Origin of the sequence: Glycomyces luteolus (assembly GCF_027622875.1) — a bacterium.
GTDB classification, from domain to species: Bacteria; Actinomycetota; Actinomycetes; order Mycobacteriales; family Micromonosporaceae; genus Glycomyces; species Glycomyces luteolus.
Genome location: NZ_JAPZVP010000003.1, coordinates 160,144 through 180,905, shown reverse-complemented (window position 1 = coordinate 180,905; position 20,762 = coordinate 160,144). Strand labels below are relative to the sequence as shown.

The 20,762-nt window shown below is 70.7% G+C and carries 23 protein-coding genes and 1 tRNA gene; 12 read left to right on the top strand and 12 right to left on the bottom strand.

Going from position 1 to position 20,762, the window contains the following annotated elements:
* Window positions 1-61: 61 nt before the first annotated feature.
* Window positions 62-649, bottom strand: a complete 588-nt coding sequence (locus tag O1R50_RS04735) for a TIGR03086 family metal-binding protein (RefSeq protein WP_270108736.1) — start codon at window positions 647-649, stop codon at window positions 62-64.
* A 159-nt stretch (window positions 650-808) separates the two neighbouring features.
* On the opposite strand from O1R50_RS04735, the gene O1R50_RS04730 reads away from it, so the two are divergent.
* Window positions 809-1,639, top strand: coding sequence for a hypothetical protein (locus O1R50_RS04730; protein WP_270108734.1), 831 nt, complete (start codon window positions 809-811; stop codon window positions 1,637-1,639).
* On the opposite strand, the gene O1R50_RS04725 is transcribed toward O1R50_RS04730, so the two are convergent.
* Complete coding sequence (locus O1R50_RS04725; protein WP_270108733.1) at window positions 1,626-3,872, bottom strand: rhamnogalacturonan lyase family protein; 2,247 nt, start codon at window positions 3,870-3,872, stop codon at window positions 1,626-1,628. The genes O1R50_RS04730 and O1R50_RS04725 overlap by 14 nt on opposite strands.
* Before the next feature lie 234 nt (window positions 3,873-4,106).
* On the bottom strand, window positions 4,107-4,877 hold the full coding sequence (locus O1R50_RS04720) for an AraC family transcriptional regulator (protein ID WP_270108732.1): 771 nt from the start codon (window positions 4,875-4,877) through the stop codon (window positions 4,107-4,109).
* Window positions 4,878-4,953: 76 nt separating this feature from the next.
* Between O1R50_RS04720 and O1R50_RS04715 the strand changes: the two genes are divergently transcribed.
* From O1R50_RS04715 to O1R50_RS04705, 3 genes are all read left to right on the top strand, one after another.
* Window positions 4,954-6,114, top strand: coding sequence for an MFS transporter (locus tag O1R50_RS04715; RefSeq protein WP_270108731.1), 1,161 nt, complete (start codon window positions 4,954-4,956; stop codon window positions 6,112-6,114).
* Window positions 6,115-6,207: 93 nt separating this feature from the next.
* On the top strand, window positions 6,208-6,633 hold the full coding sequence (locus O1R50_RS04710; RefSeq protein WP_270108729.1) for a hypothetical protein: 426 nt from the start codon (window positions 6,208-6,210) through the stop codon (window positions 6,631-6,633).
* A 218-nt stretch (window positions 6,634-6,851) separates the two neighbouring features.
* Entirely contained in the window at window positions 6,852-7,235 is a 384-nt protein-coding gene (locus tag O1R50_RS04705) for a hypothetical protein (RefSeq protein ID WP_270108727.1), read from the top strand.
* A 43-nt stretch (window positions 7,236-7,278) separates the two neighbouring features.
* Here O1R50_RS04705 and O1R50_RS04700 read toward each other — a convergent pair whose 3' ends face one another.
* Window positions 7,279-8,136 carry an NAD(P)H-binding protein gene (locus tag O1R50_RS04700; protein WP_270108726.1) on the bottom strand — a complete coding sequence of 286 codons (858 nt, stop codon included), beginning with the start codon at window positions 8,134-8,136 and terminating at the stop codon, window positions 7,279-7,281.
* Between the two features lie 191 nt (window positions 8,137-8,327).
* Here O1R50_RS04700 and O1R50_RS04695 point away from each other — a divergent pair, with 191 nt between their 5' ends.
* The gene (locus tag O1R50_RS04695; protein WP_408612608.1) at window positions 8,328-8,732 is read left to right on the top strand and encodes a MarR family transcriptional regulator; all 405 of its coding nucleotides are present in this window, start codon (window positions 8,328-8,330) and stop codon (window positions 8,730-8,732) included.
* Between the two features lie 5 nt (window positions 8,733-8,737).
* Here O1R50_RS04695 and O1R50_RS04690 read toward each other — a convergent pair whose 3' ends face one another.
* Complete coding sequence (locus O1R50_RS04690; protein WP_270108724.1) at window positions 8,738-9,766, bottom strand: LacI family DNA-binding transcriptional regulator; 1,029 nt, start codon at window positions 9,764-9,766, stop codon at window positions 8,738-8,740.
* A gap of 256 nt (window positions 9,767-10,022) precedes the next feature.
* Between O1R50_RS04690 and O1R50_RS04685 the strand changes: the two genes are divergently transcribed.
* From O1R50_RS04685 to O1R50_RS04660, 6 genes are all read left to right on the top strand, one after another.
* Entirely contained in the window at window positions 10,023-10,844 is an 822-nt protein-coding gene (locus tag O1R50_RS04685) for an SGNH/GDSL hydrolase family protein (protein WP_270108723.1), read from the top strand.
* 150 nt (window positions 10,845-10,994) lie between these two features.
* Window positions 10,995-11,816, top strand: coding sequence for an SGNH/GDSL hydrolase family protein (locus tag O1R50_RS04680; protein ID WP_270108722.1), 822 nt, complete (start codon window positions 10,995-10,997; stop codon window positions 11,814-11,816).
* A 53-nt stretch (window positions 11,817-11,869) separates the two neighbouring features.
* Window positions 11,870-12,274, top strand: a complete 405-nt coding sequence (locus O1R50_RS04675) for a YchJ family protein (RefSeq protein ID WP_270108721.1) — start codon at window positions 11,870-11,872, stop codon at window positions 12,272-12,274.
* A gap of 94 nt (window positions 12,275-12,368) precedes the next feature.
* Window positions 12,369-12,926 carry a TetR/AcrR family transcriptional regulator gene (locus tag O1R50_RS04670; RefSeq protein ID WP_270108719.1) on the top strand — a complete coding sequence of 186 codons (558 nt, stop codon included), beginning with the start codon at window positions 12,369-12,371 and terminating at the stop codon, window positions 12,924-12,926.
* A gap of 74 nt (window positions 12,927-13,000) precedes the next feature.
* On the top strand, window positions 13,001-13,606 hold the full coding sequence (locus tag O1R50_RS04665) for a hypothetical protein (protein ID WP_270108717.1): 606 nt from the start codon (window positions 13,001-13,003) through the stop codon (window positions 13,604-13,606).
* Between the two features lie 136 nt (window positions 13,607-13,742).
* Window positions 13,743-14,744: a TerC family protein gene (locus O1R50_RS04660; protein WP_270108716.1), complete on the top strand. Its 1,002-nt coding sequence runs from the start codon at window positions 13,743-13,745 to the stop codon at window positions 14,742-14,744.
* A 46-nt stretch (window positions 14,745-14,790) separates the two neighbouring features.
* Here the strand turns inward: O1R50_RS04660 and O1R50_RS04655 are convergent, their stop codons facing one another.
* Together O1R50_RS04655 and O1R50_RS04650 are read right to left on the bottom strand one after the other, a co-directional pair.
* A complete protein-coding gene (locus O1R50_RS04655) occupies window positions 14,791-15,906 on the bottom strand; it encodes an MFS transporter (RefSeq protein WP_270108715.1) in 1,116 nt (371 codons plus the stop codon).
* Window positions 15,896-16,522: an HAD-IA family hydrolase gene (locus O1R50_RS04650; RefSeq protein WP_270108714.1), complete on the bottom strand. Its 627-nt coding sequence runs from the start codon at window positions 16,520-16,522 to the stop codon at window positions 15,896-15,898. The genes O1R50_RS04655 and O1R50_RS04650 overlap by 11 nt, the downstream gene beginning before the upstream one ends.
* A 59-nt stretch (window positions 16,523-16,581) precedes the next feature.
* On the opposite strand from O1R50_RS04650, the gene O1R50_RS04645 reads away from it, so the two are divergent.
* Window positions 16,582-17,781: an ROK family protein gene (locus O1R50_RS04645; RefSeq protein WP_270108713.1), complete on the top strand. Its 1,200-nt coding sequence runs from the start codon at window positions 16,582-16,584 to the stop codon at window positions 17,779-17,781.
* Between the two features lie 39 nt (window positions 17,782-17,820).
* Here the strand turns inward: O1R50_RS04645 and O1R50_RS04640 are convergent, their stop codons facing one another.
* From O1R50_RS04640 to O1R50_RS04625, 5 genes are all read right to left on the bottom strand, one after another.
* Window positions 17,821-18,174, bottom strand: coding sequence for a hypothetical protein (locus O1R50_RS04640; RefSeq protein ID WP_270108712.1), 354 nt, complete (start codon window positions 18,172-18,174; stop codon window positions 17,821-17,823).
* Window positions 18,175-18,250: 76 nt separating this feature from the next.
* Complete coding sequence (locus O1R50_RS04635) at window positions 18,251-19,459, bottom strand: MFS transporter (RefSeq protein ID WP_270108711.1); 1,209 nt, start codon at window positions 19,457-19,459, stop codon at window positions 18,251-18,253.
* A complete protein-coding gene (locus O1R50_RS26270) occupies window positions 19,429-19,752 on the bottom strand; it encodes a cellulose binding domain-containing protein (protein ID WP_408612607.1) in 324 nt (107 codons plus the stop codon). The genes O1R50_RS04635 and O1R50_RS26270 overlap by 31 nt, the downstream gene beginning before the upstream one ends.
* 278 nt (window positions 19,753-20,030) lie before the next feature.
* A tRNA-Gly gene (locus O1R50_RS04630) sits at window positions 20,031-20,104 on the bottom strand.
* 43 nt (window positions 20,105-20,147) lie between these two features.
* Window positions 20,148-20,756, bottom strand: coding sequence for an HAD family hydrolase (locus O1R50_RS04625; RefSeq protein WP_270108710.1), 609 nt, complete (start codon window positions 20,754-20,756; stop codon window positions 20,148-20,150).
* Window positions 20,757-20,762: the final 6 nt, after the last annotated feature.

The following is a 20,762-nucleotide window of genomic DNA, read 5'->3' as shown; positions in this document are numbered from 1 at the left end:
GGCTCACTGCAGAGAACCCGGTGAGCGCAGGGCAGGTAGCTGACCAGCCGGGGGAGTGTGGCTATGGGCGCCAGGCGGGGTCGCGGCCGGTGAGGGCGATGAGTTGGTCCTGCCGGGGTGCGTCGGCGGGGAGCGTGACGACCGGGCCGTAGATGCCCTCGCGGGCGGACTGGTCGTGGGCGTCCTGGCCGGTGAAGGCGGTGAGGGCTTCGACGACGCCGGGGTCGAGTGCGTAGTCCTGGCCGGTGGCGCGGGCGAGGTCCCAGCCGTGGATGGCGACCTCGTTGAGGGCGACGAGGCCCATGATCGAGGCGGGGAGCGTGACGCCGCCCGCGAGCGCGTCGCCCTCCCAAGCCGAAGGCGCGCTCCATACGTCGGCCAGTGTCGCCAAGCGGCGCTGGAGTTCGCCGCGCCACTGCGGTTCCAGGGCGGTCGCGGGTTCGCCGGGGGGCGCGTCGTTGTGCGGGCCGGTCTCGCCCCGTGCCGCGGCGGTGAACGCGAGGCACAGGCCGAGCAGGTGGTTGAGCAGCTGCGCCTGGGTGTAGTGGCCGCACGGGGTCGGGTCGGCGAGCCGCGCGTCGTCGACGCCGTCGAGCAAGCCCGCGACCAGGTCGGTCACGGGCGTGAAGTCGATCGTTGCATCGGTCATGTGGAGTCGCTCCTCGATGTGGATGTTCCTTGCATGTGGGGACGACGCCCGACGCGCGGATTCATCGGCGGGCGGCGGCCGGTTCGAGCGAGACGGGGGACCCGGGGCCGCGAGCGGCGTAGCCTACGAGGGAGAGAGCCCCTCTCCTTAGGGGGATCGATGCAACGTTCAAGAATCGCTGCGGCTCTGCTCGTCGCGCCCCTGCTCGGGGCGGTCATCGCCGGATGCGGCGACGAGGGCACTGACGGGGGCGCAGATGAGCCGTCGCCGTCGGGCGAGCCCACGTTGGCCGAGATGCCCGACGCCTCGGCGTTCAGCACCGTCATCGACAACCCGTTCATGCCGTGGATCCCGGGCACCGTATTCACCTACGAGGGCGGCGGCGAGACGATCGTCGTCGAGGTGACCGATGAGACCCGCGAGGTCATGGGCGTCACCACCGTGGTCGTCCACGACACCGTGAGCGAGGACGGCGAGGTCGTCGAGGACACCTACGACTGGTACGCCCAGGACGCGGACGGCAACGTCTGGTACTTCGGCGAGGACTCCAAGGAGATGTCGGACGGCGAGATCACCAGCACCGAGGGCTCCTGGGAGGCCGGGGTCGACGGCGCCCTCCCCGGCATCGCGATGGAAACCGACCCCCAGGTCGGCGACTACTATTACCAGGAGTACTACGAGGGCCACGCTGTGGACACCGGTGAGGTCCTGGCCAGGGACGAGCAGGTCGAGGTGCCGTACGGGTCCTTCGACGACTGCCTCCGCACCGAGGACGTCAACCCGCTCGACACCAGCGTCATCGAGCACAAGTTCTACGCCGCGGGAGTCGGCTTCGTCCTCGAGACCGGCGTCCAGGGCAGCGACCAGCGGATCGAGCTCGTCAGCGTCGACCCGACGGGCTCAGCCCCCGCACCGCCTCTTGGCACGGGGCCGGGGCCCGCGGCGGCAGCCGCGGGCCCCGGTTTCTCGGAGGAGGTCAAGGCGTGGTGATGGACGGGAACGGGTAGCTCGTGACGTCGCTGCCGATGTAGAAGCTCGGGTGCGGCGGCTGGTTGTACGCCGTGTTCTGCCAGGCGATAGCCACCCGGTACTGCGGGTTGTGCATGAGCGTGGCGATGCGCAGGCTGGTGGTGGAGGGCGTGGCGTAGATCCGCAGGGCGCTGTTGTCGCTGGTGCGCCAGACGACCTCTTCGCGCCAGTCGCCGAACAGGTCGGCGGAGAGGCCCGGCGTGGCCTTGGTGCCGTTGTTCGACGCGACCCCGGAGCCCGACAGGAGCGTGCCGGACGGGTAGTTCGTGATCGCGGTGCCGTCGAGCAGTTCGCGCTCGCCGTCGCCGTCCCACCAGGACAGGAAGTTGATCGAGCCGGGCTTCGCGCCGATGTTCGCGCCGGAGGCGTTGAGCAGGCCGCTCACGTTCGAGGACCAGTACTCGGCGCCCGCGTTGCTGCCCAGGACGTTCGCCGCGACACCGCGGCCGTTGTCCCCGCTCGCGGGCGTCTGGAACAGGATCGCGCCGTTGCTGCCGTTCAAGCTCGAGGAGGGCTGGCTGGCGCTCTCATGGACCATGAACACCTCCTGGCCCGCGCGGCTCGGGACGAGGTCGCTCACGTGGAGCGCGTCGCCGTGGCCGAACCCGGTGTTGTAGAGCGCCTGGCCGTTCGAGCCCACCGCCATCGCGCCGAACACGACGTCCTGGCGGCCGTCTCCGTTCAGGTCGGCGATCGAGAGGCTGTGCGCGCCCTGCCCGGTGTACTGGCCGCCCGCGCTGTTGGAGTCGAACACCCAGCGCGACACCAGGTCCGTGCCGTTGAAGTCGACCGCCCAGATGACGCTGCGGGTGTAGTAGCCGCGGCTGAAGATCATCGACGGGCGGCTACCGTCCAGATAGGCCGTTCCGGCGAGGAACCGGTCGACCCGGTTGCCGTAGTTGTCGCCCCAGTCCGCGACCGTGCCGCGCCCCGGCTGGTAGTTGATGGTGTCGAGGACCGCGCCGTTGGCGCCGTTGAAGATCGTCAGGTACTCGGGCCCGGCGAGGATGTAGCCGCCGCTGTTGCGGTGGTCGGCGCTCGCGCTGCCGATGACCTGCCCGGTGCCGGAGACGGTGGCGTCGGCGGTCTTCATGGCGATCTCGGCGTCGCCGTCGGAGTCGTAGTCGTACACCTGGAACTGGGTGTAGTGCGCCCCGGCCCTGATGTTGCGGCCCAGGTCGATCCGCCACAGGCGCTGGCCGTTGAGCTTGTACGCGTCAATGTAGACGTTCCCGGTGTACCCGGACTGCGAGTTGTCCTTGGCGTTGCTGGGATCCCATTTGACGAGGTACTCGTACTGGCCGTCGCCGTCGAGATCGCCGACGCTCATGTCGTTGGCGTTGTAGGTGTACGCCTCGCCCGAGGGGGTGGTGCCGCCCGCGGGCCGCTGCAGCGGGATGTCCTTGTACCCGCTGGAGTTGAAGACCGCTTCGGCGCCGGCCTGGCCGCCGACGGTCCCGCCGTTCACCGCCGCGACGGTGTACGTCCCGCTGCCGCCGGTGTCGAGGTAGTTGGTGGCGCCGGTGATGGGGGAGCCGTTGAGCAGGGTCCCGTTGCGGTACACGTTGAATGCCGTGTTGGCCGTGTCGGTGCCGAGGAGGCGCCAGCTGACGAGGTTGCCGCCGCCGGAGGGCACGACGGTGACGCCGCGGCCGAGGTCCTCCATGATGGGCCCGGTCTGGGCCGCGCCCCCGTCGGTGACTTCGACATAGTCGATGTTCGGCAGGCCGGTGGCGGTGGCGGCCACCAGCCGGATCGTGTTGCTCCCGGCGTTGACCGGGACGGTGACGGTCTTCGTCAACCAGGTCGTCCACGCGCCGGTCGCGCTGAAGGCGCTGGCCGATTCGGCCGTGTTGCCGTTGACGAGGATGTTCGCCGGGCGGGAGTCGGTGGCGCCGTGGGCGTACCGGATCGCCACGGTGGCCGTTCCCGCGCTCGCGGCGTTGACGGTGAACTGGGCCGCGGCGCCGCTCGCGTTGCTGGAGTTGCAGAAACCGCTGCCGGAGTACCCGGTGTGGTTCGATTCGATCGCGCCGTCGCAGACGGCCGGGGCGTTCTCGGCCTCGTAGCGGACGGTGGCGGCGTCAGCGCCGGTCGTCGCCGCCAGTGTCGCCGCCGCGGCGGCGACCAGGCCGATGAAGGCCGCTGCCGGGGCTCGCAGGCGTCTCGCCCGTCGAGAGCTCGACTCGTTCATGTTCACTCCGTATCTGATGGGGGTCCGAACGCGGCCGTACCGGGACTGCACGCCGGGCGGCCGCGCGAGGAGCGCGCCGTGGCACAGGGGGAGGTGGCAGGCGGCGCGGCGTGCCGGGCTACCGCGGTCGTCTGGATTCGAAGATATTGAAATATCGAATTGAATCGATATAATGGTCCTAGGATAGCTGGAGAGCGCCTTCAAGGCAATGGGCGCACCGCAACCCGTGCGGCCTTAGAGGCGGAGGTCCGGCTCGCGCCGCAGGTACTCGCCCGGGGTGAAGCCGAACGCCTCCCGAAACGCGCCGATGAACGCGCTCGGGCTCGCGTACCCGCACGCGCCCGCGATCCGCGTGACTTGGTGCCCCTCCGCGAGCAGCACGAGCGCATGGTGCAGCCGGAACTGCCCGCGCCACTGCGCGAACGTCATCCCCGCGTGCTCGCGGAACAGCCGGCTCAGCGTCCGCTCGGACGCGCCGATCGCGGTGCCGAGCTGGGCGAGGGTCCGCCGGTCGCCCGGATCGTCCTCGAGGAGCGCCACCACCTCGCGCAGCCGCGGATCGGGCAGCGCGGGCAGGAACCGCTGCGGCGCTTCCACACTCCGCAGGAGATCGAGGACGACCCGCTCGAGGTGCCCTCTGGTGCCGGCTTCGAGCGCGGCGTCGTCGGTCAGGCAGGTGACCGCCTCGCGCAGCAGCGGTGTGAACGCCAGGACCGTCGGACGCTCGATGAACGGTCCCGGCCCGTCGGTCGCGAAGAGGATCGCGCGCATCTCGGTCGCCCCGCACGCGCGGTGGGCGTGGTCGGTCCCGGCCGGGATCCACACGCCCTGCGAAGGCGGCACGACCCACACGCCCGAGGCCGTGAACACCCGCAGGACCCCGCGCCGAGGGTAGATCAACTGGTGGCCGTCGTGGCGGTGCCGGTCGATCCGCTCCAGGTGCGTGAGCATTCGGATCGGCGAGCTCGGAATGCTGTGCCCGTCAATGTGGCCGTCAATCGACATGACTCGGCAGAATACCGTTAGCCGGAGGCCGCGGCGAGTCGGAATCCTTGGGCCAGAAGGACAAGGAGTACCAAGCATGACCCAGACCGCTGCCCTGCCCGAGACCCGGGACACCGCCCCATCGCCGCTTCGGCGCATGTGGCTGTGGGGCACCGCCCACGCCGTCGACGACCTCTACCAGGGACTCGTCCCCGCCGTCGTGCCCTACTTCGTGCTGGACCGCGGCTACGGCTACGTCGCCGCCACCGGCCTCACACTCGCCGCCGCACTCGGCGCGTCGATCCCGCAGCCGTTCTTCGGCCTCCTCGTCGACCGCCGCCGCCTCGACTGGTTCGCGCCCGCCGGGGTGTCCCTCGCCGGCCTCGGCCTCGGCCTCGCGGGCCTCGCCGGACCGTACCCGCTGGTGCTCGCGCTCCTGTTCCTCTCGGGACTGGGCGTCGCGATGTTCCACCCGGCGGCGGGCAAGGGCGCGCGCGAATCGGCGGGCGACAGCGCGGCGGGCATGAGCATCTTCGCCGCGGGCGGCTCCGTCGGCTTCTTCCTCGCCCCCGTGCTCGCCACGCCCGCGCTCATCGCGATGGGCGTCGGCGCGACGGCCCTGTTCATCCCGCCCGCCGTCCTCACCGCTTTCGTCATGCTCCGCAAGCACACCCGCACCGCCGCCGGACCCGCGAAGGCCCGCACCGGCACCGACCGCTGGGGCCCGTTCGCCGTCCTCACCGCGATCGAAGTGGTCCGCTCGATCCTGTGGGTCGGGACCATCACCTTCATCGAGCTGTACTGGATTCGCCACCTCGGCGCCAGCCACGCCGTCGCAGGGATCGCCCTGGCGGGCTTCATGTTCGGCAGCGTCGTCGGCACCCTCCTCGGTGGACGCCTGGCCGACCGCCTCGGCGCGATCACCGTCACCCGCATCGGCGGCGTCGCCATCATCCCGCTGCTCGTGCTGCTGCGGTTCGTCCCCGACGAGTACGCGGCCCTCGCGGTCGCCCTCGCCGTCGGCATCGCGATCAACCTCCCGTTCGTCGTCCTCGTCAAACTCGCGCAGGACTACCTGCCGACCCGCCCCGGCACCGCGGCAGGCGTCACGCTCGGCCTGGCCATGAGCGTCGGCGGCCTCTTCGCCCCGGCGTTCGGCCTCGTCGCCGAACACCATGGCCCCGAAGGGGTCTTCACAGTGCTATGTGCCATACCACTGGTCGCCGTCGTACTCGGCATGCTGCTCAAACGCCCCTGAGCGGCGAGCATCCGGTCGGAGCAGGCCCCGCGGGCCCGCTCCTGCCGGTATCTTCGGCTGTACCCCTTGACAGCGCATCCGAGGAACACCCCCATGAAACTCCGATTCTCGTTCGCATCGGTCCCGATCGCCGCCGGCATCGCCGCGGCCGCCGGGTTCGTCTTCACCCTCTTCGATCCCGGTGACGACATGGACTTCGTCGAGCTGGCCGCCGCCACCGCGATCATCGGCGGCATCGTCGCCCTCATCGCCCTGGTCTGCCTCGCGATCCCTCACTCCAAGATCGACGAGCGCGGCTTCTGGCAGTTCCTGAACAACGGGGGCATGCAGCTCGTGCGCCCCATCGGCCACGGCGAACGCTTCGTCGTCCGCGAGCGGCGCCTCTTCGTCCTCCGCGCCGACGGCGAATACGAGCAGCTCAAGCTCTACCGGTGGTCCGTCTCCAGAAGCACTTGGGCGCGACTCGCAGCGGCCTACCCCCTGGAACTCGCCGAACAGGACGAGTCGGCCACCGGCTAACCGTTGCCCCGCAGCCACTCCGCGAAGGTTCTCGCGGGGGTGGCCGGTCACTCTCTCAACATTGCTGCTCACTGTCGCTGGGATCTCTCCGAGGTTCGCCGCCGCCTCCAGCGGCGAATCGAACATCGCCTCCGGGAACCATGCGAGCCGCCCCGGCCGGCTTCCCCCGACTGGCGCTTCACCGGATTGCACTCGTTTCCGCTGCTAGCGTCAGCGACATGACCGATCCGATCTATTACGTCGACCGATCCGACATCCGCGAAGGGAAGCTCGCCGAGGTCCGCAGCGGCATGCGAGACCTGGCCGCGTTCGTCGAGGAACGCGAGCCGCAGCTGACCGCGTACCGCTGCTGCATCGACGAGTCCGAGTCCATGATGACCGTGCTCGCCGTCCATCCCGATTCGGCGTCCATGGAACTGCACCTGTCGCTCGGAGGACCGAAGTTCAGAGCGTTCGGCGCACTGATACGCCTCCGGTCCATCGACGTCTTCGGCCGACCGAGCCCGGCCGTCGTGGAGCGGCTCCACCAGAAGGCCGAGATGCTCGGCGGCGGCACCGTCACACTCCACACCCTGGAGGCCGGCTTCACTCGGCCTGGCTGAGTCTGAGGACAGCGGCGAGGTTCGAACGGCACCGGATCGCGGGTTAGATCCCGGGCTCGTTGTCCCGCAGCCACTCCGCGAACGATCGCGCTGGGTGTCCGGTCACACGTTCCACGTTGTTGTTCACGGTCGCTGGACGCTCACCGAGGTTCGCGGCCACCTCCAAGAGCGACGCGAACATCGCCTCCGGGAACCAAGCGGGCCGGGCCGCCAGCGCCTGCTCGTGCGTCAGCTCCTCCACCTCGATCGGCTTGCCGAGCGCGTCGGCGATCTGAGCGATCACCTCGCGCTGGCTGAGCGATTCGGGGCCGGTGAGGATGAGGCTGCAGCCCCGGAACTGTTCGCGCACCAGGAGGTCGGCGGCGACCTCGGCGATGTCGTCGAGGTGGATCGGGTTGATCCGCCACTCGGGGTGGGCGATCGCCACCCTGCCCGCGCGGATCTGCTCGGCCCAGTCGCGGTCGGGGTTGGTGGCGAGCCAGGAGGGGTAGAGCACGGTGTGGCCGAGGCCGGAGTCGCGGACGGCGGCCTCGATCGCCTGGTGCGCTGCGCCGATGGGCCCGGCGTGCTCGACCGGGTCGTAGGCGGCGGGGGAGGAGAGCAGGACCACATGCTCCACTTCGGCTTCGGTTGCGGCCGTGAGGAACCCGGTGATGTCGCCGAACGTCGGATAGAGGAACGCGGTGCGCACGCCTTTGAGGACGGCAGGGTCGGCGTCGGTGAGGTCGAGCGCGGCGGTCTCCACGCCTGAGGGGACGTCGAGTCCGGCGGTGTCGCGGGCGGTGGCCCGCACCCGGTGCCCGGTCCTGGCGAGGTGGGCGGTGAGGCGTGAGCCGATGTTGCCGCGGGCTCCGGTCACGAGAATGGTGCCGTCGAGGATGGTGCCGTCGGGTTCGGTCATGGCGTCGCTCCTGGTGGTGGGTGTTTCGCGGGCATGCGAACGAGGGGCGCGTGCCGCGCCCTCGGGTAGCATGAACCTGGAACCTATTTGCTTTGCAAGCAAACATTATTTGAGAACAAAGGTAATCTGGAGGCGTGCTCGTGTCAAGTCCTGGGAACACCGATGACGCGATCCGCGAGCTCCTGCTGCTCATGCCGCGCATGGTCGGCCGGGCCAAGCGACTGCCCGTGCCCGAGCGGGTCCGCTCCCTCGAACTGAGCCCGCGCCACCTCTCACTGCTCGCGCTCCTGCTCTTCGACGGCCCCGCCGCCGTCAATGACCTGGCCCTGCGCCTGGAGGTCGCCCCCACCACCGTGAGCCTCATGGTCGCCGAGCTCAGCCGCAAAGGCGTCCTCGAGCGCCGCGAGGACGAGGCCGACCGCCGCCGCCGCATCGTCAGCGTCACCGGGGAGATGCGGCCCGAGATCGAGGACTGGCTCGCCGGGAGCGCCGCCGCCTGGCGAAAAGCTCTGGCGCCCTTGACGAACGAGGAGCGCCGACGCTTCGTCGACACCCTGCTCGCCTACGAGCGGGCCCTGGAGGAACCGGACTCGTAACCTGGTCAGCGCGGCGGCGCGGTCGATTCGCGCACTACGAGGCTCGTCGCGAGCTGCACGTGGTGCGAGTCCGGGACTTTGCCCGCCGCGAGGTCGAGCACGGTGCGGGCGGCCACGCGGCCCATCTGCCGCAGCGGCTGCTTCACCGTCGTGAGCGGCGGCTCGACCCACATCGCGTTGTACGTGTCGTCGAAGCCGACCACGCTGAGATCGCCGGGGACCTCGAGCCCGCGTTGGCGGGCGGTCCGGATGACGCCGACGGCGATGCTGTCGCTCGCGGCGAAGATCGCGGTCGGCGGGTCGTCCAGGTCGAGCATCTGATTCGTCAGGGCCGCACCGGTCTCGGCGTAGAACTTGCCCGCGCCCGTGAGCGCCGGGTCCACTTCGATCCCCGCTGATTCGAGCGCTTCCCGGTAGCCGTGCAGGCGTTCGCGCGCGGGCAGCGACCCGGGCGGCCCGCCGGCGAAGCCGATCCTGGTGTGCCCCAAGTCGAGCAGGTGCCGTGTGGCCTGGACGCCCCCGGCCCAGTTCGTGGCCCCGAGGCTCGTCACCCGCTCGTCGAGCGGGTTCGCCGGGTCGATCACGACCAGCGGCAGGCCCAACTGCTCGCACGTGTCCATTTCGGCGGTCGTGAGCTGCGCGGTCACCAGGACCAGGCCCGCCGCCCCCTGCGCGGCGATCTCCTTGATCCGGTCGGCGCCGATCGGCTCGTTGTCGCCCGGGGTCTCGGCCTCCAGCGAGCTGGTGACGACCTCGACGCCGAGCTCTCGTCCGCCGCTGATGATCCCGTCGAGGACGTACACGGCGTACATGTTCAGGAGCGTGTCGAACACGACGTGGATCGTCTGCGGCGCAGGCGATTCACGCGGTCCCGTGGTGGGCACGTACTCGAGTTCGGCGATGGCCTCGCGCACGGCCCTGCGGGTCTCCTCGGCCACGCCCGGGCGGCCGTTGAGTACCTTGGACGCCGTGGCCTTGGAGACGCCCGCTCGTTCGGCCACCTCGGTCAGCGTCGCCCGCGAGCGATTGCCCATCTGCTGTGCTCCTTCGATGCGTGTGCGGCCATTCTAGCCGCCATCAGAAACAGTTTCCAAATCTCTTGCCGAAACATTCTGAAACTGTTTTCCGTCCGAGCGGTGCGGAGCGCCCCTAGACCACTCAGGAGTGACGCAGCGTCACGGACCGTTCTTATTGCGGCACAATGGATTTCCCTGCCTATAATGACGCGGTCCTCCGGCGGGGGACCCCACCCGGGACCTTCCGCCGGTCCGTCGACAACAAGGAGACCCTGTGTCCTTCAAGGAAGGCAAGTCGCGCCGCGTCCTCACCCGCGTGGCCGCCGTAGCGGCGGCGGCAGGCTTCGGCGTCGCCGGCCTCGCCGGCTCCGCCTCGGCCGACATCACCATCCAGCAGTACGTCGCGCTCGGCGACTCGTTCGCCTCGGGCGTCGGCGCGGGCGACTACGCCGACGACGGCACCGACTGCTACCGCTCCGCCAATGCCTACGCGCAGCAGGCCAACGTCGAACTCGGCGAACGCCTCTGGTTCGAGGCCTGCTCCGGCGCGCGCATCGAGGACGTCGTCGCCAACCAGCTGAACCACCTCTACCCGGTCAACACCGAGCACGTCACGATCGGCGTGGGCGGCAACGACGCCGGGTTCTCCTCCGTGCTGACCGCATGCGCGGGCACCGACACCGCCCTGTGCAAGACCGCGATCACCAACGCGCGCACCGTCATCACCGACTCCCTCCCGGCCGAACTCGACGACCTCTACACCCGGGTCGAGACCAAGGCCGCCAGTGCCGACATCGTCGTCGTCGGCAACCCGCGCCTGTTCAACGAGACCGCCTGCTCCGGCGCCCTCGCGATCACCCCCGAAGAGCAGGCGCTGCTGAACGACGCCGCCGACCTGCTCGCCGAGACCACCGCCTCGGTCGCGGCCGACCACGGCTTCGACTTCGCCGACCCCCGCGCCGCCTTCGAGGGCCACGGCGTCTGCTCGGCCGACCCGTGGATCCTCGGCTACACCGGGACCCTCGAGTCCTTCCACCCGACCGCCGCCGGACAGGACGCGTACACCGACGTCGTCCTCCCGCTGCTCGACTATTAGAAGCAACCGAAACCGGCCCCACAGGAGTCTTCCCGTGGGGCCGGTTTCGTTCACCGCCAGTTCCGAAGCACTTTGGACTGGCGCGCATACAATGCCGGGACCCTCAGGGGCCGGGCCTCCCGGGCCCGTCCCGCAACGAGAAGGAGACCCATGACCCGAAACTCCAGCAAGCGCGGCATGATCGCCCGCACCCTCGCGGCCGCGGCGGTCGCCGGCATCACGGCCGCCTCGTTCGCCGCCCCGGCCTCCGCCGGTTACACCTGGTCGCCCCGGTACGTCGCCCTCGGCGACTCCTATGTGTCCGGTGTGGGCGCGGGCGACTACGCCGACGACGGCACCGACTGCTACCGCTCCGCCAACGCCTACCCGCAGCTCGCCGCCGAGGCGACCGGCGCGCGGCTCTCGTTCGACGCCTGCTCCGGCGCGCGCGTCGAAGACGTCGTCGCCGAGCAGCTCGGCAACCTCACCTGGCGCACCCGCGAGGTGTCGATCGGCGTGGGCGGCAACGACGCCGGGTTCTCCTCGGTGCTCGGCGCGTGCGCCGGGACCGACACGGCCCTGTGCCAGGGCGCGGTCGCGAACGCGCAGGCCGTCATCACCGATTCGCTCCCGGCCGAGCTTGCAGACCTCTACACGCAGGTCGAAGACCGCTCGCCGTTCGCCGACGTCACGATCGTGGGCAACCCGCGGCTCTTCAACGGGACCAGCTGCTCCGCGACCCTGGCGATCACGCCGGACGAGCAGGCGCTGCTGAACGAGACGGCCGATCTCCTCGCCGAGACCACCGCCTCGGTCGCGGCCGACCACGGCTTCGACTTCGCCGACCCCCGCGACGCCTTCGCGGGCCACGAGATCTGCTCCGCGGACCCGTGGATCCTCGGCTACACCGGCACGATCGAATCGTTCCACGCGAACGCCGCCGGTCAGGCCGCGTACGCCGAGGTCGTCACGCCCTACCTCGAGAACTGCTGACGGCACGCCGCACCGGCCCCCGGGCCGGTGCGGCGCTCCGGCACAATCCTGGAATGCCCAGACGCAACCGCCAGCCCCGCCCGTGCCCGTGCGGCTCGGGCGCCGCGTACACCGCCTGCTGCGGGCCGCTGCACGCCGGGACCGCGAAGGCCGCCACCGCCGAAGCCCTCATGCGCTCCCGCTACAGCGCCTTCGCCCTCGGCGACGCCGCCTACCTGCTGCGCACCTGGCACCCGTCGACCCGCCCTGAACGGCTCGACCTCGCGGCCGACGACCGCCGCTTCACCGGCCTCGAGATCCTCGAGGCCACCGGCGGCTCCCCGCTCCACACCCAGGGCACCGTCCGCTTCCGCGCCCACTACACCGACGCCGAAGGCCCCGGCTCCCAGACCGAGAACAGCGCATTCGAGCACATCGGCGGCGACTGGACCTACGTCGACGCGATCAGTTTCAGTTAACGATTGATCCGTCGAACGACTTGTCGAAGCATCGACACGTGTCTAACCTCGTCGGGTGAGCCTCCCGACTCCGCCACCCGCCAAAGACCGCCGGGTGCGACGAACCCGCGCCGCCCTCCTGGGCGCCGCGACGGCGCTGGTCAGCGCGCGCGGCACCGCGAACGTCCCGGTATCCGACATCGCCGATGCCGCCGGAGTGAGCCGCCAGCTCGTCTACCTGCACTACGGGGACCGGGACAACCTGCTCCTGGAGGCGGCGCTCGATCTGGCCCGCCGTGAGCTCACCGAACCGTGGGAGGACGCTCCCGGTGAGGCCGTCGGCCGCGACCGCGCCCTCGCGATCGCCCGCCACTTCGCCGCCCACCAGGGCTTCTACCGCGCGATGTTCGCCACCGCGAGCGCGTTCGCGCTCAACCAGGTGGTGTGCGGCCTGCTCGCGCCGCTGCGGCGCGAAGCGCTCCTCGCCCGCTTCGGCGAGACGCAGATCCCGCCGCGCGTCGCCGACGACCTGGCCGTGTTCGTCGCCGGCGGCGGCGCGGCCCTGATGAGCGCGTGGCTGAACTCCGGCGAGGACCCCCTCGACCCCGAGACCATGGCCGACCGCCTCCAGTCGATCGGCCGCCTCCTCACCACCGGACTCCCAACGCCCTAGTCGAAGACGGCGTTCTCCGTCCGCGGCTTGCGGATCGGTACGATGAGGAGCGGGGGCCTAGCCGAGGAGCGACGATGGACGAAGACGGACTCAAGTCGATCGCCATGCTGCTCCAAGCGCGGAACGAGATCGAGGCCCGGATCGCCGACATCGTCGGCCGCCCGCTCGTGCACGGGCACCTCTCGGACTGGATCGCCGCCGAGATCTTCGACATCGAGCTTGAACCCTCCGCGAGCCACGCAGTGGACGGCTGGTTCCGCAGCGGCCCGCTCGCCGGGCGCACGGTCAACATCAAGCACTACACCCGGGTCGAGGGCCTGCTCGACCTCACCGACTCCGACGAGCTCGAGTACTACCTGGTCATGACCGGACCGCGCGCCGCCGCCAGGCCGGGAGCACACCGGCCCTGGGGGATCGACCACGTCTACGTCTTCGACGCCTTCGAGCTCACCCAGTCGCTGCGCACCTACATGCGCCGCATCGGCGTCGCCACCAGCGTCCGCTCCGAACTCTGGCACGCCGCCGAGATCTACCCCCGCGCCGCCAACCCCTCCTTCAAACTCACCCCGACCCAGGTCGCGGCCCTCGAAGGCTTCGCTTCGGCGCCCGCCTCGTTACGTCCCGGCAGGCGCCGGACGCCGCGAACCCGACTCCCGAACGCCGGATCGGCTGCAGTGTGACGCCGATCGTGCTTTGGTCGAGGTCACGGACGCCAGGGTGGTCGTGACAAACGGGGCAAGCGGCCGTTAGGATGCGGGCACTGAGGGATGATGTCAACCCTGCAGTCGTGATGATGGCAATCTGACGGAGGAAGCGTTGCTCGAAATCAGCCCACTCACTTGGGCCGGAACCATCGGCCTCATCGTCGTCCTGCTGGCGGTGGACCTGATCCTCGCGGCACTGCGCCCCCACCACGTCGGGTTCAAAGAGGCCACGGCCTGGTCGGTCTTCTACATCGCGATCGCGATCGCCTTCGGCATCTGGTTCGGTGGGGTGTACGGGAACGCGGCGGGTACGGAGTACTTCGCGGGTTACATCATCGAGAAGAGCCTCTCGGTCGACAACCTGTTCGTGTTCGTGATCATCATGAGCACCTTCGCGGTGCCCGACCACCACCAGCACAAGGTGCTCACCTTCGGCATCGTCCTCGCGCTCATCATGCGGGCCATCTTCATCGCGCTCGGCGCGGCCCTCATCAACTCGTTCTCGTTCATGTTCCTGGTCTTCGGGCTGCTGCTGGTCTACACGGCGGTCCAGCTCTTCCGCCACCGCAACGAGGACCCCGATGTGGAGTCGAACGTGATGGTGCGCGGCGCCCGGCGCTTCCTGCCCATCACCCCCGACTACGTCAACGGCAAGCTCATCACCAAAGCGGACGGCAAGCGGCTCTTCACCCCGCTGTTCATCGTCCTCATCGCGATCGGCAGCGTGGACCTGCTCTTCGCGCTCGACTCCATCCCGGCGGTCTTCGGCGTCACGCAGGAGGCGTATGTCGTCTTCACCGCGAACGCCTTCGCGCTGCTGGGCCTGCGCGCCCTGTTCTTCCTCGTCAAGGGCCTGCTCGACCGCCTCGTCTACCTCTCGGCCGGCCTGGCGATCATCCTGCTGTTCATCGGCGCGAAGCTGATCCTGCACTGGGCCCACGTCGACATCAACACCTCGATCCCCGAGGTCTCGACGCCAGTGAGCCTCATCGTGGTCATCGGCGTCCTGATCGTGGTCACCGTGGCCAGCCTCATCAAGACCCGCCTCAGCCCTGAGGAGAAGGCGCACGCCGGTTCGCTCTCCGCCGCCAAGAAGCGGGAGGAAGAGCGGTAGACCGCGGGAAGCGGCCCTGGACCTTCACGGTCCGGGGCCGCTTTCGCTATGCCCGCCTTGACAGGACCAGCAGGACCACCAGCAGCGGGATCGGCAGCAGGAACGCCTCGCGCAACCCGATCTGCCCGTCCAGCCAGCCCAGTGCCGCCGGGGCCGACAGGATAGCCGTCCCCGACGCGAGCGACCCGATCGACGCCGAGTGGCGCCCGCTCAGGCCCGGGATACCGACCAGGCGCCCCAGCATGATCGGGTACAGCGGCGCGATGCCCAGGCTCGCGACCGCGATCCCGGCGGTGACCGTGACCGGATCCTGCCCCAGGTAGACCACCAGGGTGCCGACCGCGATCGTCGCCAGCGCGGCGTGCACCGCCCACGGCCGGTCCACGAACCGCGGCCCGACCAGGCGGCCGACGGCCATCCCGATCCCGAAGCCCGCGCCGAGCGCCGAGGCGGTGCCGAGCGTAACCCCGGTGTCGACCAGCCGGGCGACGCTCCAGATCGAGAAGCAGAACTCGATCCCCACACAGAGGACGATCCGCGTCCACGCGAGCGAAGCCGGTCCGACGGGCATCCCGCCGCCCGCCGCCGTGTCGTCCGGCGGGCCGTGGACCGTCCGGTGCGCGACGGCCGCGAGCAGCACGGGGACCGCGCTGAGCAGCGCCCAGCGGCCCGGCACGTCCACCGATTCCAGCGCGCCGAACGCCAGCGGCGCGCACACGCCGGCGGCGCTGGAGAGCCCGACCATGACCGCGATCCGCTTCGCCGCCCCCGGTCCTCGCAGCAGCGACGGCGTCGCCAAGGCGATTGCGGCGCAACCGAGACCGACCAGCACCGAGCCCGTCCCGGCGAGTGCGAGCTGCGGGGTGGCCGCCATGACGCACGCGCCGACCGCGATGACCGCGCACGCCAGGCGCATGACCAGGCCCGCGCCCGCGCGGAGCACGGCCGGGCCGGTCGCGGCCGCGAGCACCAGGCCCGCGCCGAAGGTCATGGTGAGCCAGACGAGTTCGCCGCGGGACCGGTCGAGCTCGGCCGAGATCCCGGCCAGGTACGGCCCGTAGGAGCACACGAGCAGGCCGAGCCCGATCTGCGCGAACGCGACCACGCGACTGAGGTCGCGGCTGGCCGCCCGCTCCTCCCGGGTCTGGACGTCAACGGCCATCGGACACCAGCAGCTCCGCGAGGTGCCCGAGGTCCCGCAGCCGCACGTCGGCGGCGAGCCCGCGCAGGGACGCGGTCATCGCGCCCGCCGCCCGGCCCGCGGCCAGACCCGGTTCGGAGTCCTCGACGACGAGGCACGCGGCCGGGTCGACGCCGAGCGCCTTGGCGGCCAGCAGGTATCCCTCCGGGTCGGGTTTGCCGCGCTCGACGTCCTCGAACGTGAACAGCAGCGGCGGCCGGATGCCAGCGGCGGCCAGCCGGGCCTTCGCGAGCCGGTCGTCGGCACTGGTGACGACGGCCCAGGGGAGTGCGACCCGGTCGAGTGCGGCGAGCAGTCGTTCGGCGCCTTCGGTGGGGACGACGTCGGCCAGGTCGTCGTACTGCAGCTCGAGCTGCCGTGCGGCGGCCGTGCGCACCTGCGCCGCGTCGAGGTCGGGCCGCAAGCGGGCGGCGGTGACCGAAGCGGGGCTGCCGTGCGCGTTCGCCAGGGCGAGCGCCGGGTCGACGCCGTATTCGACGGCCCATGCCGCCCATGCGCGTTCGACGGCGCCGTCCGAATCGACCAGTGTGCCGTCCATGTCGAGCAGGACGGCCTCAGGGGTGCTGTAGCTTCGCATGAAGCCCTCCGGGGTAGAAATAAACTCGTAACGCGAGGATAATTGGTGGAGGTCCCCGAGTGCAAGCCAGAACCCCTGCTCCCGGCGACGACTCGAGCGCCGAGCCCGCCAGGGTCGGCCGCGCCGAGGCCGCCCGCTGGAGCGGCGCGCTCGACCTGCTCAAACTCGTGCGCTCCCGGCCCGGCGTCACCCGCGCCGAGGCCGCCCGGGAGCTGCACGTCGGCAGCGGCACGGCCACCGAGATCTCCGCCCGCCTCCGCGCGCTCGATCTCATCGCCGAGGCACCCGCCCCGCCCACCGGCCGCGGCCGCCCCACCACCACCCTCCACGCGCACCCCGACGGGCCCCTCGCCGCCGTCGTCGACGTCCGCTTCGCCGACTGGGTGGTCGCCATCGCGGATCTCGAAGGGAACCTTGTCGACACGACATCCGGCCGCCACGCCTCCAAACGACCCGAACGGGTCTTCGCCGACATCCGCGCCGCCGTGGGCGAACTCGCGGGCCGCTACGACGGCCGCGTGCGCGCCGTCTCGATCTCCGCTACGGGCACGGTGCGTCGCAACGCGATCGTGCAGTCCAGTGTGCTCGGATGGCGCGATCTCGAAATCGAGCCGCTGCTTCCCGGTGTGCCCCAAGCCCTCGGCAACGACGCCACCTTGGCCGGTCTCGCCGAGGCCCGCCGCTCCCACCCGGGCAGGAGCGTCCTGTACCTGACGATCGAGGTCGGGATCGGCGGGATCTTCGTCGACGAGGGCCACGCCGTCACCGGCGCGACCGGCGCGGGCGGCGAGTTCGGCCATGCGCCCCTGGGCGATCCGGCCGTGCCGTGCCCGTGCGGCGCGTACGGCTGCTGGGACGTGGCCGTCGACGGCCGCGCCGTGGCGCGGCTGCGCGGCGAGGACGAGCCGGAGGACCCGCGCGCGTACCTCATCGAAGCGCTCGTCGATCCCGGTGCCCGTGCGGCCGTAGAGGAATGCTCCACGGTGCTGGGCCGCGGCACCGCCGGTCTGGTGAACATCCTCGACCCGGAGATCGTCTGCCTCGGCGGTCTCGCCCCTGAGCTGCGCCGCGCCGCCGCCGAACCCTTCGAGGCCGCGTTCGGCGCGGGCCTCATGGGCTTCCGCCGCGACGACCCGCCGCGCGTCGTACCCTCGGCCCTCGGCCCCGACGCCCCGATCCTCGGCGCCGCCGAAGCCGCCTGGGACGTGATCCTCACTGAAGCCGGGATCGCCGCCTGGACCGAGCAGCGCTTCGGCTGAGGGCAAAAGGTGCTGCCCTGACGCCGTCGCCGATCCCTTTCACCAATGCCGGTTGCAGCATTCGACGTGGAGCTCAGCGTAAGTCGTCGGCCGCCAGTAGGAGCCGGGCCCGATTTCGGCGCAGGCGTGGGCTCCTGGTTTCCGGGCCAGCAGGGCCGGGCGCCCCTCGGCGAGCTCCCGGAGCCTCCATCCCTCGAAGTCGAAGGCGGGGCGGCTGCCGACGATGAAGAGGGTGTCGGCCGCGACCTTCCACGCCAGGCGGTCCCGGAAATCACGGTGGGACCAGCGTTCGAGGGCACCCCGGTCGGGTGTCGGGAGCGCACCGGACGGCAACGCGACCTTGTGGACTTTCGACTCCGAGACCCGGGAGCGGACCCGCTTCCATTCGGACACGCGAAAACCCCGCACGGCAGATCGCCGCACGAGTATGACCGCGGAGACCGGACGCGGGCCACCGGGTTTCGCCGGGCTAGACCGCGGCCTGCTCCCGCTCCCGGCGGGCCGGGTCGTACACGGGCACCCACTTGGCGAGCCAGGCCGCGCCGAACCACGTGATGAGGCCGAGGGCGATCGCCGCCGCACCGAGCGGGAACACCAGCGACACGAGGCTGATCAGTCCCGGACCGGCGACGCCGCCCAGGTCGCCGCACAGGCGCCACCCGCCGAGGAACTGGCGGCGGCCCTCGTCCGGCGCGACGTCCGCGCCGAGAGTGAGGACGATGCCGGAGGAGATCCCGTTGCCCAGGCCCATGAAGCACGCCACGAGGCCGATCGCGACCGCCGTCCCGGACAGGGGGAGCAGCAGGAACCCGGCGCCCATCACGATCATCGCGGGAAGCGCGACCCACATGCGCCCGAAGCGGTCCATGATCGCGCCGCCCGGATAGAACAGCAGCATGTCCACGCCCGCCGCGATACCGAAGATGACGCTCGTGGCCGTCGCGTCGAGGCCCTGGTGCTCGGCCCACAGCGGGATGATCGCCTGCCGCGAGGCGCGCGCGATCATGATGAGCAGCACCCCGATGCCGAGCGTCGCGAGCACCTTGCGGTGCTCCGCCAGCACCGACCACATACCGCGCTGCTCCGGTACGACTGCCGTCCGCGAGACGGGCAGATCCGGCAGGGCAAGGCTGAGGAGGCCGCCCGCGAGGCTCGTCGCGGCGGCGAACGCGTAGGCCGCGCCGAACGAGTACTGCTCGATGAGGAACGCGCCCACGAACGGGCCGATGAACCCGCCGATGCGGAACGTCCCGCCGAGGGTCGACATCGCGCGGGCGCGGAACCCGGCCGCGACGGCCACCGACAGGTACGCGTGCCGGGCCAGCCCGAACACGGCCGACGACATGCCGATCACGAACACCGCCGCCGAGAGCACCAGAAGCGAACCGGTGCGCGACGCCGTGATCAGCGCGGCCGCCTCGACCACGCACGCCGCCAGCAGCACCCGCTTCTCACCGAACCGCTGCGCGAGCGCCCCCGCCGGGAGGTCGCCCATGAGCTGACCGAACCCGATGAGCCCCACGATGATCGCGGCCTGCGTGACGCTGGCGCCGAGGTCGAGCGCGGAAAGCGCGATGAGCGGCATCACCGCGCCCATGCCCACCGAGATGAGGATCGTGGGCCCGTAGATCGGCAGGGCCAGCCGCCTCAGGCGGACGGAAGGTACGGGCTGGGACACTTCGGGAACGTATCAAGCGGCCGCGATGATCGTCCGCCTCGCGGGAGCGCCCTGTGACGCGTTCGGGCCGGGGCGCGACGGCGCCCCGGCCCTTGATCTATGCAGGCGTGCAGGTCACCACCGGTACCGTACTCGGGCCGCTGGCCACGAAGCCCCCACGCGGTCGCCGTCCGCCCGGCCGCGATCGAGCCGTTCCGGCCGACGTCCTCGGCCGCGACGTTCGCCCCCGAGCTCGTGACGGCGGCGTTCCAGGAGCTGGTGATGCGCTGGCCGCCCGGCCGCACCCAGGTCAGCCTCCAGCCCCCGTCTGACCAGAGCGACAGTCCATCATCGATGGTGAGGAGGGCGCGGCTCGAGAGCGCGGGCCGGCGTCAACGGTGCGACCACTCATGCCGGATACGAGTGAACAACCGTGAGGGTCCCAACAGGACACATTGGTGAACTTCGATGCACAACGCTTGCGAAGGCCTCGGGACGCCTGCATCCGCGCTCGGAGCGGCGGGCACCGGCCACGCCGTGATGGGGCCGAAGACGCCGAAAGCCCCGGCCGATCGGCCGGGGCTCCCGCAACTGGAGCGGGTGACGGGAATCGAACCCGCGCAATCAGTTTGGAAGACTGAGACTCTACCATTGAGCTACACCCGCGCGGTCCGCCAGAAGCGGACGCAGACGAGTGTAGCGCATGGTGTCAGGTTCCCGCTGCGATGGCCGCTTCCAGCGCGTCCGGGTTCGCGTAGGTGTGGACCTGCCAGCCGCGGGCGGCGCCTTTGGCCGTGTTCTCGCGGTTGTCGTCGATGAAGAGCAGGTCGCCCGGGTCCGCGTCGAGGGCCGCTTTCAGGTCGCGTTCGACAGCCGCGAAGGCGGCGTCGTCGGGTTTGCGGGACTTGAGGCGGCAGGCGAAGTAGCGGTGGCGGAACCAGCGGGCCGCCTCGGGATAGCGGACGTCGAAGAAGTCGGCGAAGAGCGGGCCGTTGTTCGAGAAGATCGCCAGCGGCAGACCGGTCGCGACCAGCCGCTCCAGAACATCGTGGTTCAGCGTGAACGCCGAGGTCCACAGCTCGCTCAGCTCCTCCAGTCCGCCGTCGAAGCCGATGCGCTCGGCCACCTCGGCGCGGATCTCCTCCGCCGTGAACTCGCCCGCCTCGCATCGGGTCTCGAAACCCGACGCGAACAGGTCGCGGTCGAGTCTGCCGCGCCGGTGCCCGGTCCGTTCGGCGAGGAGGTCGAGGCGGTGGCCGGGGTCGAAGTCGAACAGGACCGAGCCGATGTCGGTGACGATGACGCGCGCGGTGCCCATGAGCTG

What these genes read in the sequence shown, in the direction of transcription:
- O1R50_RS04735 (WP_270108736.1), bottom strand. Translation starts at nt 649, where the DNA reads ATGACCGATGCAACGATCGACTTCACGCCCGTGACCGACCTGGTCGCG.
- O1R50_RS04730 (WP_270108734.1), top strand. Translation starts at nt 809, where the DNA reads ATGCAACGTTCAAGAATCGCTGCGGCTCTGCTCGTCGCGCCCCTGCTC.
- O1R50_RS04725 (WP_270108733.1), bottom strand. Translation starts at nt 3,872, where the DNA reads ATGAACGAGTCGAGCTCTCGACGGGCGAGACGCCTGCGAGCCCCGGCA.
- O1R50_RS04720 (WP_270108732.1), bottom strand. Translation starts at nt 4,877, where the DNA reads ATGTCGATTGACGGCCACATTGACGGGCACAGCATTCCGAGCTCGCCG.
- O1R50_RS04715 (WP_270108731.1), top strand. Translation starts at nt 4,954, where the DNA reads ATGACCCAGACCGCTGCCCTGCCCGAGACCCGGGACACCGCCCCATCG.
- O1R50_RS04710 (WP_270108729.1), top strand. Translation starts at nt 6,208, where the DNA reads ATGAAACTCCGATTCTCGTTCGCATCGGTCCCGATCGCCGCCGGCATC.
- O1R50_RS04705 (WP_270108727.1), top strand. Translation starts at nt 6,852, where the DNA reads ATGACCGATCCGATCTATTACGTCGACCGATCCGACATCCGCGAAGGG.
- O1R50_RS04700 (WP_270108726.1), bottom strand. Translation starts at nt 8,136, where the DNA reads ATGACCGAACCCGACGGCACCATCCTCGACGGCACCATTCTCGTGACC.
- O1R50_RS04695 (WP_408612608.1), top strand. Translation starts at nt 8,328, where the DNA reads ATGCCGCGCATGGTCGGCCGGGCCAAGCGACTGCCCGTGCCCGAGCGG.
- O1R50_RS04690 (WP_270108724.1), bottom strand. Translation starts at nt 9,766, where the DNA reads ATGGGCAATCGCTCGCGGGCGACGCTGACCGAGGTGGCCGAACGAGCG.
- O1R50_RS04680 (WP_270108722.1), top strand. Translation starts at nt 10,995, where the DNA reads ATGACCCGAAACTCCAGCAAGCGCGGCATGATCGCCCGCACCCTCGCG.
- O1R50_RS04675 (WP_270108721.1), top strand. Translation starts at nt 11,870, where the DNA reads ATGCCCAGACGCAACCGCCAGCCCCGCCCGTGCCCGTGCGGCTCGGGC.
- O1R50_RS04665 (WP_270108717.1), top strand. Translation starts at nt 13,001, where the DNA reads ATGGACGAAGACGGACTCAAGTCGATCGCCATGCTGCTCCAAGCGCGG.
- O1R50_RS04655 (WP_270108715.1), bottom strand. Translation starts at nt 15,906, where the DNA reads ATGGCCGTTGACGTCCAGACCCGGGAGGAGCGGGCGGCCAGCCGCGAC.
- O1R50_RS04650 (WP_270108714.1), bottom strand. Translation starts at nt 16,522, where the DNA reads ATGCGAAGCTACAGCACCCCTGAGGCCGTCCTGCTCGACATGGACGGC.
- O1R50_RS04625 (WP_270108710.1), bottom strand. Translation starts at nt 20,756, where the DNA reads ATGGGCACCGCGCGCGTCATCGTCACCGACATCGGCTCGGTCCTGTTC.